Source organism: Sphingomonas hylomeconis, assembly GCF_025370105.1.
In the GTDB taxonomy this organism is placed as follows: domain Bacteria; phylum Pseudomonadota; class Alphaproteobacteria; order Sphingomonadales; family Sphingomonadaceae; genus Sphingomonas; species Sphingomonas hylomeconis.
In genome coordinates this window covers 476,862-490,458 of sequence record NZ_JANQBK010000001.1, presented here as the reverse complement: position 1 = coordinate 490,458, position 13,597 = coordinate 476,862, and the positions used below count along the sequence as shown (strand labels likewise).

The following is a 13,597-nucleotide window of genomic DNA, read 5'->3' as shown; positions in this document are numbered from 1 at the left end:
GCGCTACTCGACGCCCTCGCGCTTTAGCAGAACCGCCTTGCGATCCGCGCCATAGGCATAGCCGCCGATCGCGCCGTCCGCGCGCTGCACGCGGTGGCACGGCACCGCAACTGCCACCGGATTCGCCCCACACGCCGTTCCCGCCGCGCGCACCGCGCCGGGCGCCCCCGCCGCCGCCGCCAGTTCGGCATAGGACAATGTCTCCCCGATCGGGATGCGCCTCAGTGCCTGCCAAACCGCCTCCTGAAACGCCGTGCCCCGCACGTCGAGTGGCAGATCGAGATCACGCTGGGGGGATTCGACGCTGGCCACCACGTCCGCCGCCAGATCCGCCAGCGCCGCGCCGCCTCGCACGATCTCCGCCTTCGGAAACCGCAGCGCCAAGGCATGCTCGTCCTCGTCGAACGAAATCCGGCACAGCCCCTTGTCGGTCGCCGCGACCAGCATCGGCCCCAGGCTGGTATCCGCCAGCGTCCAGCGGATCGTCACCCCCGCCCCGCCGCGCTGCCAGGCCGAGGGCGTCATCCCCAGCCGCGGCGCGGCATCGGCATAGAAGCGGCTCGGCGCAGAATAGCCCGCTTCGTAGATCGCCGCCGTCACGCTGATCTCCGCGGTCAACGCCGCCGCCGCCGCCCGCGCCTTCAGCCCGCGTGCATAGGCCGCCGGCGTCACCCCGGTCGCGCGCTTGAACAGCCGATGGAAATGATGCGGCGCATAGCCGACATCGGCGGCCAGCGCCTCCAGCCCGATCATCTCCTCGGCCGATTCGAGCAGGGCGACCGCGCGCGCCACCGCGATCCGATCGCGCCCGATATCGTCCGGCAGGCACCGCAGGCATGCGCGAAAGCCCGCCGCCCGTGCCGACGTCGCATCGGCATGGAACTCGACATTCTCGCGCCGCGGATGCCGCGCCGCGCAGCTCGGCTTGCAGTAGATGCCGGTGGTCTTCACCGCGATTACCAGCCGGCCATCATATGCCCGATCGCGCGCGGCGAACGCCGCCCAGGCGGTGTCGGGATCGATAAGGGGCTGGGTCATGCGCTGAACATAGGCGTTCGGTGCATCCCGCACATCCCGTGCCTTGCCGCCAAAGCGCCAGACGTCAGAATGAGACCTGCTGGATGTTGAATTGCCGTGCGCCGCCCGCACGCACGATCGCAGCCTTCACGTCTGCACGGGCCTTTATCTTCGGCAAATTCACGACAATCGGGCTTGGCGGCGGCGTAACCGGGGGAACATCGAACTCGCTCACGTACCTCAACGCACTGGCGCGTTCTTCTGGGTCATCCAGATGCCGGACAAGCGACGCAGCCGCTCCGTCAAGATCGCCGATGCACAACAGCGTTTCCGTCACCGTCTGCGGCGCATCCTTTTCGTGATCGCGCACGAACTGCACGTCCTGATCCGCCTCGGCCAGCTTGCCAAGCAACATCCGCGCACACGCCCTGGTGAAGCGGATCTGCATGATGCCGAACGGACTCGCATTCGGCGCGGCGTCATCGAATACCTTCAGTGTATCGAGTGCGTCGGCCGGTCGCCCTATCTCCACCTGCGTTTGTGCCAGGTTGACCGTCTGGCTGACATTCACGCCACCATTTTCGTTTACGCCAGCGCCCGAGCGATAGGCCGCCACTTCATCATCGTAGCGGCCCAGCATAGTGTAGGCGCGCGCGCGGGCGTCCCACCACCAGGGCAATTGTTTGTCACGATCGATGAACGCCTTGGGATCGGCCGTCTTGCTTTTCACGGAATCGAGCAGCGCAAGCGCTTCAGCCGGTCTGCCTAAAACACGCAAATAGGTCGCCGCATAGATTAACGGCCCAAGGAATTCGGATCGGAGCTGCATCACGGTCCTCAACTCTGCCAACTTAAGCTCCACTTGGCGGCGCAGATCGAGATCGGCAGGCACAAATTTCCGGAGACGCGGATCGAGGCTGGCATCCAGCAACGTGCTCGGGTCTTCGATCTGTTCGATCGTGTGCTTGGCCGCCGCGGCGTCGCCTGCTTCGTCGAGCAATCGGGCATACCGGATGCGGAACGGATCGACCGAAGCAGCAGGCGTATCGGGAATATAGCTGCCGCTCGCCAAGACGGCAAGCAATCGCCGGCGCAACGGCTTTGGCCCGTCCGCCTTGAGCGCATTGTCCATTTGATAAAACCATTGCTCGGGCACCGAATTGAGCGCCGCCCCCCTGCCCTGCATCATCACTTCCACGGTGGTGACGGCATCGCCGTAGCGCCGGCCCTCCAGCTCGAAGCTGAGGCGCAGGTGCCACAGTTCATCCGGACTCTCGATCAGCGCGGTTCCCGACACAGCGTGGCGATAGGCGTTGGCCTGATCCCCCAATGCCACTTCGCACGATGCCGCCATCGTGTACCCAGCGGCGCGCAGATTAGGCGGTAAGACCGAAGCGTCCTTGTCGATGACTTCTCCCGCCAGCTTGGCCGTTTTGCGGCAATCTCCCGCCTCGGCCGCGCTTGCCGCCGCTTGCAGCTTGGCGAGTGCGGCTTCCTGCTTTCTATCCGCCTTTTTCGCACCGTCGCTGGCCCCAACACCGCCGGGCATAGCCGCCAGTGCTGTCGCGCCAATCAAATATCGTATCCATCGCCGTCCGATCATGCCGTGCCCCCACTATGTAGGCGGCATTGATCAGCCCCCAAGCGCCTCAAACAACTCTAAAGTCCGCTGCTTGGCAAGCTCGCTGCTCGCCTCGTGATAATCCTTGCGCCGGTCCGAATTGAAGCCGTGGCCCGCCTCGTAGACATAGACCGTGGCCTTCGGATGATCCGCCGCGATCACCTTCTCCACCCCCTCCATCGGGATGCCGTGATCGTGCCGTCCGAAATGCAGGATCACCGGTACCTTGGGCACTTCGTCCGCCGCGGCGGGGACCATGCTGCCATAATAGCCGCTCGCCGCCGCCACGCCGGTCATCCGCGTCGCCGCGAACCAGGCGACCGAGCCACCATAGCAATAGCCGACGACGAACACCGGCCCTTCAGCCTTCAGCGCGTCGACGCAGGTCTGCACGTCGGCCAGGCTGAGATCGAACGGGTGCACCTGCCGCGCCAGTTCGACGCCGCGCGCCAGACCGTCGGCGTCATAGCCCGCTTCGAACCCCGGATGCTCGCGATCGAACAGCGCCGGCGCCAGCACCTCGTACCCGTCCGCGGCATATTCCTCGGCGAGGTCGCGAATGTGACCGGTGACGCCGAAAATCTCCTGCACCAGCACCAGCCCGCCGCGCCGCGCTCCCGCAGGCTGCGCATGATAGACCGCGATCGCTGCCCCGTCGGACATCGTCATCTGTTCGAATGCGCCCATCGTCTCGGCTCCCCTATGGTGATCACGCTTCCGCTAACCTTCGGGCGGGCGACCGGCAACCCTGCGCAAGGCGCCATCGAACGTGCTGCGCTCGCGTGGCGACAGTCCCGCGAACAAAGCCGCTTCTGCCGCCACCGCGAGCCGCTCCAGTTCCGGCACGAGCAGCACGCCGGTGCCGGTCAGTCCGATGATTTGGACGCGTCGATCCCCGCCACCGCCCCGCCCGCGCACCAGCAGCCGCTTGGCCACCAGCCGATCGACCAGCTTGGAAATCGCGCCGCGCGTCATGCCGAGCCGTTCGGCGAGCCGCGTCTGCGGCACCGCGCCGGCCGCGCGCAGCTCGCGCAGCAAGCTCCATTCCGCGGCGGTCACGCCGTGCGCGAGCAGCGCGCGGGACAGGGACTGGTGCGCGCTGTTGGCGGCGGCACGGAGCAGGTCGGCGAGCTCGGCGTCGGAGGTCGGCACTATCCCCGCCCCCCCGTCATCCCGGACTTGGTCCGGGATTGAACGTGCCGCGAACACAATGCGCGAACCACTGCCCCCATCGCTTGCCGCACTTTAGATCCCGGACCAAGACCGGAATGACAGCAACAGAGACGGCTCGCACAAACCATACCCCTCCCTCCCCCAAAACATGTTTCCTAGTCAACCAACCTCGTTCATCCTCTTGCATCCCCCCCGCCCCAATGCTAACCGCCCGGCCAACCCATCGAAGGCACCGTCTGCGGTGCCCTCATTCCCCATGGGGCCATCTGTCCGACTATCTGAGGAAATCGATCGCGTGGAGCATTCCGGCGGTATTCAAGCAAGCTTAAGCGGCCGCTATGCCACCGCGTTGTTCGAGCTCGCGCGCGATGCGAAGGCGATCGACATGGTCGAGGCGAGCCTCACGCGCGTCCGCGCCGCGATCGATCAGTCGCCCGAATTCGCCGAGCTGATCGCCAGCCCGATCGTATCGCGCGGTGCCGCTGCCAAGGCGATCGCCGCATCGGCCGAGCTGATCGATATCGACGCGACGACCGAGAAGTTCCTCGGCGTGCTCGCGCAGAACCGCCGCCTCGCGCAGCTCCCCGCCGTGATCCGCGCGTTCCGCAGCCTCGCCGCCGATCATCGCGGCGAGACCACGGCGGAAGTCGTGTCGGCCCACCCGCTTTCCGAGACCCAGGTCGATGCGCTGAAGGATCAGCTGCGCGCCCGGGTCGGCCGTGACGTTGCCGTCGACCTGTCGGTCGATCCTTCCCTGCTTGGCGGGCTGGTCGTCAAGATCGGTTCGCAGATGATCGACAGCTCGATCAAAACCCGTCTCAATACCCTCGCGCATGCGATGAAAGGCTAACCCATGGACATCCGCGCCGCTGAAATCTCGAAGGTCATCAAGGACCAGATCGCTTCGTTCGGTACCGAGGCGCAAGTCTCCGAAACCGGCCAGGTGCTGTCGGTCGGCGACGGCATCGCGCGCATCCACGGGCTGGACAATGTCCAGGCCGGCGAGATGGTCGAATTCGCCAATGGCGTGCAGGGCATGGCGCTCAACCTCGAGGCCGACAATGTCGGCGTCGTGATCTTCGGCTCGGATTCGGAGATCAAGGAAGGTGACGTCGTCAAGCGCACCGGCACGATCGTCGACGTCCCCGTCGGTAAGGGCCTGCTCGGCCGCGTGGTCGATGGCCTCGGCAATCCGATCGACGGCAAGGGCCCGATCGTTTCCGACGAGCGCAGCCGCGTCGAGCGCAAGGCGCCGGGCATCATCCCGCGCACCTCGGTCAGCGAGCCCGTCCAGACCGGCCTCAAGGCGATCGACGCGCTCGTTCCCGTCGGCCGCGGCCAGCGCGAGCTGATCATCGGCGATCGCCAGACCGGCAAGTCGGCCGTCGCGATCGACGCCTTCATCAACCAGAAGGCGGCACATGCCGGCACCGACGAGAAGCAGAAACTGTACTGCATCTATGTCGCAGTCGGCCAGAAGCGCTCGACCGTCGCGCAGATCGTCAAGACGCTCGAAGAGAATGGCGCGATGGAATATTCCATCGTCATCGCCGCCACCGCGTCCGAGCCGGCGCCGATGCAGTTCCTTGCCCCCTATACCGGTGCGGCAATGGGCGAATATTTCCGCGACAACGGCATGCACGCGCTGATCGTCTATGACGATCTGTCGAAGCAGGCGGTCGCCTATCGCCAGATGTCGCTGCTGCTGCGCCGCCCGCCGGGCCGCGAAGCCTATCCCGGCGACGTTTTCTATCTGCACAGCCGCCTGCTCGAGCGTGCGGCCAAGATGAACGACGAGAATGGCGGCGGTTCGCTGACGGCACTGCCGATCATCGAAACCCAGGCCGGCGACGTCTCGGCCTACATCCCGACCAACGTGATCTCGATCACCGACGGCCAGATCTTCCTCGAAACCGATCTGTTCTTCGCCGGCATCCGCCCGGCGATCAACGTCGGCCTGTCGGTCAGCCGCGTCGGCTCGGCCGCGCAGACCAAGGCGATGAAGAAGGTGTCGGGCTCGATCAAGCTCGAGCTCGCCCAGTATCGTGAAATGGCTGCGTTCGCGCAGTTCGGCTCGGATCTCGACGCCAGCACGCAGAAGCTGCTCAACCGCGGCGCGCGCCTGACCGAACTGCTCAAGCAGGCGCAGTTCGCGCCGATGCCGTTCGAGGAGCAGACCGCGTCGATCTTCGCCGGCACCAATGGCTATCTCGATACGGTGCCGGTCGATGCGGTGGTGCGCTACGAGCAGGCGATGCTCGCCGATCTGCGCGCCAATCACCCGCAGGTGCTGGCCAAGATCCGCGATACGCGCGATCTGGGCGACGAGGCCAAGTCGGGGCTGAAGTCGGCGCTCGACGCATTCGCCAAGACCTTCGCCTGAACACACCCGTCACCCCGGCCCTGAGCCGGGGTCCCGCTGCTTCTTGGACGGCAGGAAAAGAAGCAGCGGGATGCCGGATCAAGTCCGGCATGACGAAAGAGGATTATAGATGGCTAGTTTGAAGGCCCTAAAGGTCCGCATCGGCTCGGTGAAGTCGACGCAGAAGATCACCAAGGCGATGAAGATGGTCGCCGCCGCGAAGCTGCGCCGGGCGCAGGAAGCGGCCGTCGCCGGTCGTCCCTATGCCGAGCGTCTGGAAGCCGTGATGGCCAGCCTGGCGTCGAAGGTCGGCGTCAGCGAAGGCTCGCCTAAGTTGCTTGCCGGCACCGGCAGCGATCAGGTCCATCTGCTCATCGTCGCGACGTCCGAGCGTGGCCTCGCCGGGGCGTTCAACTCGAACATCGTTCGTGCCGCGCGCAAGAAGGCGCAGGAGCTTGAAGCCGCGGGCAAGACGGTCAAGTTCTACATCGCCGGCAAGAAGGGACGCGTGCTGCGCCGCTTCTTCCCGACGCAGATCGCGCACGACCATGAGATGAGCCAGATCAAGAAGCTCGCCTTCAGCGACGCCCGCGAGATCGCCGACGACGTGGCCGCGCGCTTCGAAGCCGGCGAATTCGACATCGCCCACCTGTTCTATGCCCGCTTCCAGTCGGCACTGGTGCAGGAGGCTACCGGCCGCCAGATCATCCCGGTCGCCCTGCCCGCCGCATCGGCCACGGCAACCGCGTCCGACGCCGCGGTGATCTACGAGCCCGACGAGGAATCGATCCTCGCCGATCTGCTGCCGCGCAACATCGCGATCCAGATCTTCCGCGCCTTGCTCGAAAACGCCGCCTCGGAACAGGGCAGCCGCATGACCGCGATGGACAACGCCACGCGCAATGCCGGCGACATGATCAAGCGTCTCAGCATTCAATACAACCGCGCCCGCCAGGCCGCGATCACGACCGAACTGGTGGAAATCATCTCCGGCGCCGAAGCGCTCAAGTAGTTCGAAGCAAGGAAGCACAACATGGCAACCGCCGCAGACACTCTCGCCCCCACCGCGACGACCAACCACGTCGGTCGCATCAGCCAGGTCATCGGCGCCGTCGTCGACGTGACGTTCAACCAGGGTGAACTGCCGGCGATTCTCGCCGCGCTGGAAACCGACAACAACGGCAATCGCCTGGTGCTCGAGGTTGCTCAGCACCTCGGCGAGAACACGGTTCGCACGATCGCGATGGACGCAACCGATGGCCTGACCCGCGGCCAGACCGTCACCGACACCGGCTCACAGATCCGCGTGCCGGTCGGCCCGATGACGCTCGGCCGCATCATGAACGTAATCGGCGAGCCGATCGACGAGCGCGGACCGATCGGCCATGCCGATACGATGCCGATCCACGCGCAGGCGCCGCTCTTCGTCGACCAGTCGACCGAGAGCGCCATTCTCGTCACCGGCATCAAGGTCATCGATCTGCTCGCGCCCTACGCCAAGGGCGGCAAGATCGGCCTGTTCGGCGGTGCCGGCGTGGGCAAGACCGTGCTGATCCAGGAACTGATCAACAACATCGCCAAGGGCCATGGCGGCACCTCGGTGTTCGCCGGCGTCGGCGAGCGCACCCGCGAGGGTAACGATCTGTACCACGAATTCCTCGATGCAGGCGTCATCGCCAAGGATGCCGACGGCAACCCGACGCCCGAGGGCTCGAAGGTCGCTCTCGTGTTCGGCCAGATGAACGAGCCCCCCGGCGCGCGTGCCCGCGTCGCGCTCTCGGGCCTGACGATCGCCGAATATTTCCGCGACGTCGAAGGCCAGGACGTGCTGTTCTTCGTCGACAACATCTTCCGCTTCACCCAGGCGGGTTCGGAAGTGTCGGCACTGCTCGGTCGTATTCCGTCGGCCGTGGGCTATCAGCCGACGCTGTCGACCGACATGGGCGCACTGCAGGAGCGCATCACCTCGACCAACAAGGGTTCGATCACCTCGGTGCAGGCGATCTACGTTCCGGCAGACGATCTTACCGATCCGGCACCGGCGACCTCGTTCGCGCATTTGGACGCGACGACCAACCTCAACCGCGCGATCTCCGAGCTGGGCATTTACCCGGCGGTCGATCCGCTCGATTCGACGTCGCGCGTGCTGACCCCGGCGATCGTCGGCCAGGAGCATTACGACACCGCCCGCCGGGTCCAGGAGACGCTGCAGAAGTACAAGTCGCTGCAGGACATCATCGCCATTCTCGGCATGGACGAACTGAGCGAAGAAGATAAGCAGGTCGTCAGCCGCGCGCGCAAGATCCAGCGTTTCCTGTCGCAGCCGTTCCACGTCGCCGAGGTCTTCACCGGCATCAGCGGCAAGTTCGTCCAGGTCGAGGACACGGTCCGCTCGTTCAAGGCGGTCGTCGACGGCGAATATGATCACCTGCCCGAGAGCGCTTTCTACATGGTCGGCGGCATCGACGAAGTCGTCGCCAAGGCCGAAAAGATGGCGCAGGAAGCGTAAGCTAAAGTCCCCTCCCGCTTGCGGGAGGGGTTGGGGGAAGGCCTGTCCAACGACGGCCCTCCCCCACAGGCCCTCCCCCAGCCCCTCCCGCAAGCGGGAGGGGAGTGAGACATGAAATGCTCCACTTCGAACTCGTCACGCCCGAAAAGCTCGTCCGCAGCGAGGACGTGTACATGGTCGTCGTCCCCGGCAGCGAGGGCGATTTCGGCGTGCTTGAGGGCCATGCGCCCTTGATGTCGACGATCCGCGATGGCGCGCTGGCGATCTATCGTACCGAAAAGGGCGAGCCCGAGACGATCGCGATCGTCGGCGGCTTTGCCGAGGTCAGCGAAACCGGCCTGACCGTTCTTGCCGAGAGCGTCACCTGAGCTAGCGCATTTCCGGCGGCGTTCACCGCGGACGCAGTATCGCGCGCAACTATTTCCCGCCACGGCGCGGACTTGGTTAGTTAATTGTCAAACCTTGGCCGTTATCCCTCCGCCTGAGCATGAGGGATAGAGTGGCATGAGTGCATTTGGGCGTCGCCCGGGAACGACATCGGGCACCCGTCCCGCGTTCGGCGTTGCGCGACCGATGCAAGGCGGTGCGGCGCGCCCGGTCGAGAGCGAATCCGGCGGCGAGCAGTTCCCGCCCTTGCCCTTGCCCGGCGAAACCACCGCGCTCGACAGCACAGCGCAGACCGGCACCATGCCCGGCGCCAATCAGGATGCATTGCAGCGTCTCGCCGACCGGCAGGCAACGTCGGGCGATGCCGGCAACAGCCGGGTGGAGGGGTTCGAGACCTCGATCCACAAGATCAAGGAACAGGTGCTGCCGCGCCTGCTCGAACGCGTCGACCCCGAGGCGGCCGCGACGCTCGACAAGGACGAGTTGGCCGAGGAATTCCGCCCGATCATCGGCGAGGTGCTTGCCGAGCTGAAACTCACGCTCAACCGCCGCGAACAGTTCGCGCTGGAAAAGGTGCTGGTCGACGAACTGCTCGGCTTGGGGCCGCTCGAAGAGCTGCTCGCCGATCCGTCGATCACCGACATCATGGTCAACGGCCCCGATCAGACCTATGTCGAGCGCAAGGGCCAGTTGGTCCTCGCCAACATCCAGTTCCGCGACGAGGAGCATCTGTTCCAGATCGCGCAGCGCATCTGCAACTCGGTCGGCCGCCGCGTCGATCAGACCACGCCGCTCGCCGATGCCCGCCTGAAGGACGGCAGCCGCGTCAACGTCATCGTGCCGCCGCTCAGCCTGCGCGGCACCGCCATCTCGATTCGTAAATTCTCCGACAAGCCGATCACGCTCGACATGATGGCGGGGTTCGGTTCGATGAGCCCGAAGATGGCGACAGCGCTCAAGATCGCCGGTGCCAGCCGCTTCAACATCGTCATTTCGGGCGGTACCGGGTCGGGCAAGACGACGATGCTCAACGCGCTGTCGAAAATGATCGATCCGGGCGAACGCGTGCTGACGATCGAGGACGCCGCCGAACTTCGCCTGCAGCAGCCGCACTGGCTCCCGCTCGAAACCCGCCCCGCCAATCTCGAAGGCCAGGGCGAAATCAGCATCCGCGATCTCGTCAAGAACGCGCTGCGTATGCGCCCGGATCGCATCATCCTGGGCGAAATTCGTGGGTCCGAATGTTTCGACATGCTCGCTGCGATGAACACCGGTCACGACGGCTCGATGTGTACGCTCCACGCCAACTCCCCGCGCGAGGCGCTCGCGCGTATGGAGAACATGGTGATGATGTCGGACATCAAGGTTCCCAAGGAGGCGATCAGCCGCCAGATCGCCGACTCGGTCGAGCTGATCATCCAGGTCAAGCGCTTGCGCGACGGCTCGCGCCGCGTGACCAACGTCACGGAAGTGATTGGCATGGAAGGCCCGGTGATCGTCACGCAGGAACTGTTCAAGTTCGAATATCTCGACGAAAGTGCCGACGGCAAGATCATCGGTGAGTATCGCGCGATGGGACTGCGGCCGTATACGCTGGAGAAAGCCCGCCAGTTCGGCTTCGATCACGCGTTTCTAGAGGCCTGTCTGTAGTCGGTAACGCGCCTCCGTTGCCTGTACGCGTCTATTTTCACGAAACGTCGAACAGGTTTGGAGGTGCCACGTGCAGCTATTGATATTCGCCGGATTGTTGCAGGCCATCGTGATCACCCCACCGCCCGCAATCACCGGGCCGGTCCCGACCCCGCCGCTCGTTGCGCAGCGTATGGCTTCGTATCTGCCGGTCGCAGACCGCGCGACACCACGGCGCGACACGATCGATGTGGAGATCCGTGCTGCATCCGAAATACTGTGGGCCGGAACGATGATCGTCTCGAACCAGCAGGCATCGACCTTTAGCCGTCAGCTCTCCGAGCCGCCGCCTGCCGATTGCATGCCGCGTAATTATGGCGACCATCGCCAGGATTCGCTGTCGATGGAGATGACCTCGAGGTCTAATGCAGACGACGACAGTATCTTCAACGTCACGCTGCGCTGGGGGCGTTCGCTGCCTGGGACATGCCCCTATCGGAATAGTAGCCGCACAGTCGAGCTGAGCGAGCGGATTACCTTGGCGCCGGATCAGACGATCACGCTGAAGGGAGATGCCGGGCTGACCATACGCCTGCATCGCCGCTGAGCCGGGGCGGCCGAGGGGGCGGATACAACCCCGCCACGAGACAGCGAGCTAAAGGTAGCGGCGCCACCCGATCACAACGCTGCGACTAGGTGAACGCTGTGGCACGCGCTACGGCGATCGCATGCGTATCCTTTCCTTCGTCTTCTTGCTGCTGACCGCGGCCGCCCCGCCCGCCGACATCCTCGCTGCCGATACCGAAGCGCGCTGGATCCCGTTCGATCTCACCCCCGGCAACCAGATCCGCTTCACGGTCACGGTCGATGGCCGGCCGATCGCCGCCATCCTCGATACCGGGGTCAGCTTTACCGCGCTCTCGCGCGCCTATGTCACCGCGCATAAATTGAAAGTGCGCAGTGGCGGCAGCGCCAGCGCGATTGGCGGGCTGGTGCCGATCGGCTGGATCGATACCGGCACGATCCGGTTTGGCGGCCTCACCCGCACCGGCGGCAGCATCAGCGTCGCCACCTTGCCCGCCTCGGCCACCGGCAGCAGGGCACCGATCGAGATGCTGGTCGGCCGCGACCTCACCGCCGGCTATGCGCTCGACATCGATTACGATGCGCGTCGCTTCCGCCTGCTGCCCAGCGGCCGCATGCCCTTCACCGGCGCCACCGCGCCGCTAAGCATCTCGTCGACCCGGCTGGTCTATACCGGCGAAGTGACGCTCAACGGTCGCCGGTTGCGACCGATGATCGTCGACACGGGCGATGGCAATGCCATCACCTTCTCGGCTGAGGCCTGGGCCAGCGCAAAGCTCATCCCGCGGGCGCGCACCTCGACCATCTCGTACGGGCTGGGCGGCCCGATCGTGTCCGACCTGGCAATTCTGGACACACTCGAAACCGGGACGCTGAGCGCCACCAATGTCGAAATCCAGATCGAAGCCACGGACGGCTTCTCGCAGCAACTCGGCATGGCCGGGCGGATCGGTTCGGGCTTTTTGCAACAATATCGCGTGCTGCTCGATCCCACCGCCGGCCGGATGATCCTGAAGCCCGGCGCCGGGGCGGGGAAACCGCCATTGCGCTCCACCAGCGGCTTGCTGGTCGCCGCGGAGGCGGATCGGCTGCGCATACTGCATGTGATGCGCGGCAGCCCGGCCGCGCAGGGCGGGTGGAAGAGCGGCGACACGATCTGCATGGTCGATGGCGTGCCGATCCCGGCAACCTATGCCGGCAGCAAATATGCCGGCTGGTCGATCGGCGAGACCGGCCGGATCGTCGCGTTTGACATGTGCGACGGTTCACGCCGCGCACTCACGCTGCGGCACTTCTATTGATACGCTCGGCAATGCGCGGCAGGATGCGCCATCCCGCCACGACGAAAGCCACGCCATGCGCCCGATTGCCCTTGCCGCCCTCCTGACTCTCCCGGCCGGCCTTGCGCTGGCGGCACCCTCCGCACCGTCACCGGCGCTGATCGCCGCAGTCAAGGCACCGAGCCGCACGCCCGCCAATGTCGCGCGCGACCGATATCGCCATCCGGCCGAGACGCTCGCCTTTTTCGGCGTCAAGCCGACCGACACGGTGGTCGAGATCTGGCCGAGCGGCGGCTGGTACACCGAGATCCTCGCCCCCTATACGCTGCGCCGCGGAACGCTATATGCCGCCGGGCCGAGCGAAAAGGGCTTGGCCGGTGTCGCCAAGCTGCGCGCCGCGCACCCTTCGGTCTATGCCAAGGTCAAGACCGCGATCTTCCCGGCCGTCGCCGGCCAGCCGGGCGTGCCCGCCGGCACCGCGGACGTCGTGCTGACCTTCCGCAACGTGCACAATTGGCGCTTCGGCGCGACCGATCAGACGCAGGCAGCTTTCGACCAGATGTTCGCGATGCTCAAGCCCGGCGGCACGCTCGGCGTCGAGGAGCATCGTCTGCCCGAAACGATGGACACCGCGCTCGAAGGCAAGAGCGGCTATATGCGGCGTTCCTCGGTCATCGCCTTTGCCAAAAAGGCCGGTTTCACCTTTGCCGGCGAAAGCCAAGTCAACGCCAATCCCAAGGATACGCATGATTATCCGGGCGGCGTGTGGACGCTGCCGCCCAATTATGCCGAGAAGGACAAGGACCGCGCGAAATACGCGGCGATTGGCGAGAGCGACCGGATGACGCTGAAATTCGTCAAGCCACGCTGAGCGCTTAATCGTGCAGCGCGATCATCACCAGGATCGCGCTGCCGATCAGCGCCAGCATCTGCAGCGTCGGCCAGTCGATCAGCCCGACCCGGTCGAGATCGACGCGTCGCTTGCGCCGCCAATCGCCGATGCCGGCGCCGATCGCCACGCACAGCGCGACCGC

General features: G+C 65.4%; 14 protein-coding genes. 9 read left to right on the top strand and 5 right to left on the bottom strand.

Translation table 11 applies throughout. From position 1 onward, the window contains the following. Window positions 1-3: 3 nt before the first annotated feature. The 4 genes from ada to NV401_RS02405 form a co-directional block, all read right to left on the bottom strand. On the bottom strand, window positions 4-1,038 hold the full coding sequence (gene ada, locus NV401_RS02420; protein WP_261292774.1) for a bifunctional DNA-binding transcriptional regulator/O6-methylguanine-DNA methyltransferase Ada: 1,035 nt from the start codon (window positions 1,036-1,038) through the stop codon (window positions 4-6). 64 nt (window positions 1,039-1,102) lie between these two features. Then, window positions 1,103-2,593, bottom strand: a complete 1,491-nt coding sequence (locus tag NV401_RS02415) for a tetratricopeptide repeat protein (RefSeq protein WP_261292773.1) — start codon at window positions 2,591-2,593, stop codon at window positions 1,103-1,105. A gap of 57 nt (window positions 2,594-2,650) precedes the next feature. Beyond that, entirely contained in the window at window positions 2,651-3,325 is a 675-nt protein-coding gene (locus NV401_RS02410) for a dienelactone hydrolase family protein (RefSeq protein ID WP_261292772.1), read from the bottom strand. Window positions 3,326-3,358: 33 nt separating this feature from the next. Then, window positions 3,359-3,790 carry a MarR family winged helix-turn-helix transcriptional regulator gene (locus NV401_RS02405; RefSeq protein ID WP_261292771.1) on the bottom strand — a complete coding sequence of 144 codons (432 nt, stop codon included), beginning with the start codon at window positions 3,788-3,790 and terminating at the stop codon, window positions 3,359-3,361. A 316-nt stretch (window positions 3,791-4,106) separates the two neighbouring features. On the opposite strand from NV401_RS02405, the gene NV401_RS02400 reads away from it, so the two are divergent. From NV401_RS02400 to NV401_RS02360, 9 genes are all read left to right on the top strand, one after another. Next, window positions 4,107-4,661: a F0F1 ATP synthase subunit delta gene (locus NV401_RS02400; protein WP_261292770.1), complete on the top strand. Its 555-nt coding sequence runs from the start codon at window positions 4,107-4,109 to the stop codon at window positions 4,659-4,661. 3 nt (window positions 4,662-4,664) lie between these two features. Beyond that, on the top strand, window positions 4,665-6,194 hold the full coding sequence (gene atpA / locus NV401_RS02395) for a F0F1 ATP synthase subunit alpha (protein WP_261292769.1): 1,530 nt from the start codon (window positions 4,665-4,667) through the stop codon (window positions 6,192-6,194). A 109-nt stretch (window positions 6,195-6,303) separates the two neighbouring features. Then, window positions 6,304-7,185, top strand: coding sequence for a F0F1 ATP synthase subunit gamma (locus NV401_RS02390; protein WP_261292768.1), 882 nt, complete (start codon window positions 6,304-6,306; stop codon window positions 7,183-7,185). A gap of 21 nt (window positions 7,186-7,206) precedes the next feature. Continuing rightward, entirely contained in the window at window positions 7,207-8,682 is a 1,476-nt protein-coding gene (atpD, locus tag NV401_RS02385) for a F0F1 ATP synthase subunit beta (protein WP_261292767.1), read from the top strand. A gap of 116 nt (window positions 8,683-8,798) precedes the next feature. Then, complete coding sequence (locus NV401_RS02380; protein WP_261292766.1) at window positions 8,799-9,050, top strand: ATP synthase F1 subunit epsilon; 252 nt, start codon at window positions 8,799-8,801, stop codon at window positions 9,048-9,050. Between the two features lie 136 nt (window positions 9,051-9,186). Next, entirely contained in the window at window positions 9,187-10,719 is a 1,533-nt protein-coding gene (locus NV401_RS02375; RefSeq protein ID WP_261292765.1) for a CpaF family protein, read from the top strand. A gap of 70 nt (window positions 10,720-10,789) precedes the next feature. After that, entirely contained in the window at window positions 10,790-11,305 is a 516-nt protein-coding gene (locus NV401_RS02370; protein ID WP_261292764.1) for a hypothetical protein, read from the top strand. Between the two features lie 121 nt (window positions 11,306-11,426). Continuing rightward, window positions 11,427-12,584 (top strand): retropepsin-like aspartic protease, encoded by a 1,158-nt coding sequence (locus NV401_RS02365; protein ID WP_261292763.1) that lies wholly within the window; start codon window positions 11,427-11,429, stop codon window positions 12,582-12,584. A 55-nt stretch (window positions 12,585-12,639) separates the two neighbouring features. Beyond that, window positions 12,640-13,434, top strand: coding sequence for a class I SAM-dependent methyltransferase (locus NV401_RS02360; protein WP_261292762.1), 795 nt, complete (start codon window positions 12,640-12,642; stop codon window positions 13,432-13,434). 4 nt (window positions 13,435-13,438) lie between these two features. Here the strand turns inward: NV401_RS02360 and NV401_RS02355 are convergent, their stop codons facing one another. Beyond that, a complete protein-coding gene (locus NV401_RS02355; RefSeq protein ID WP_261292761.1) occupies window positions 13,439-13,582 on the bottom strand; it encodes a hypothetical protein in 144 nt (47 codons plus the stop codon). Window positions 13,583-13,597 lie beyond the last annotated feature (15 nt).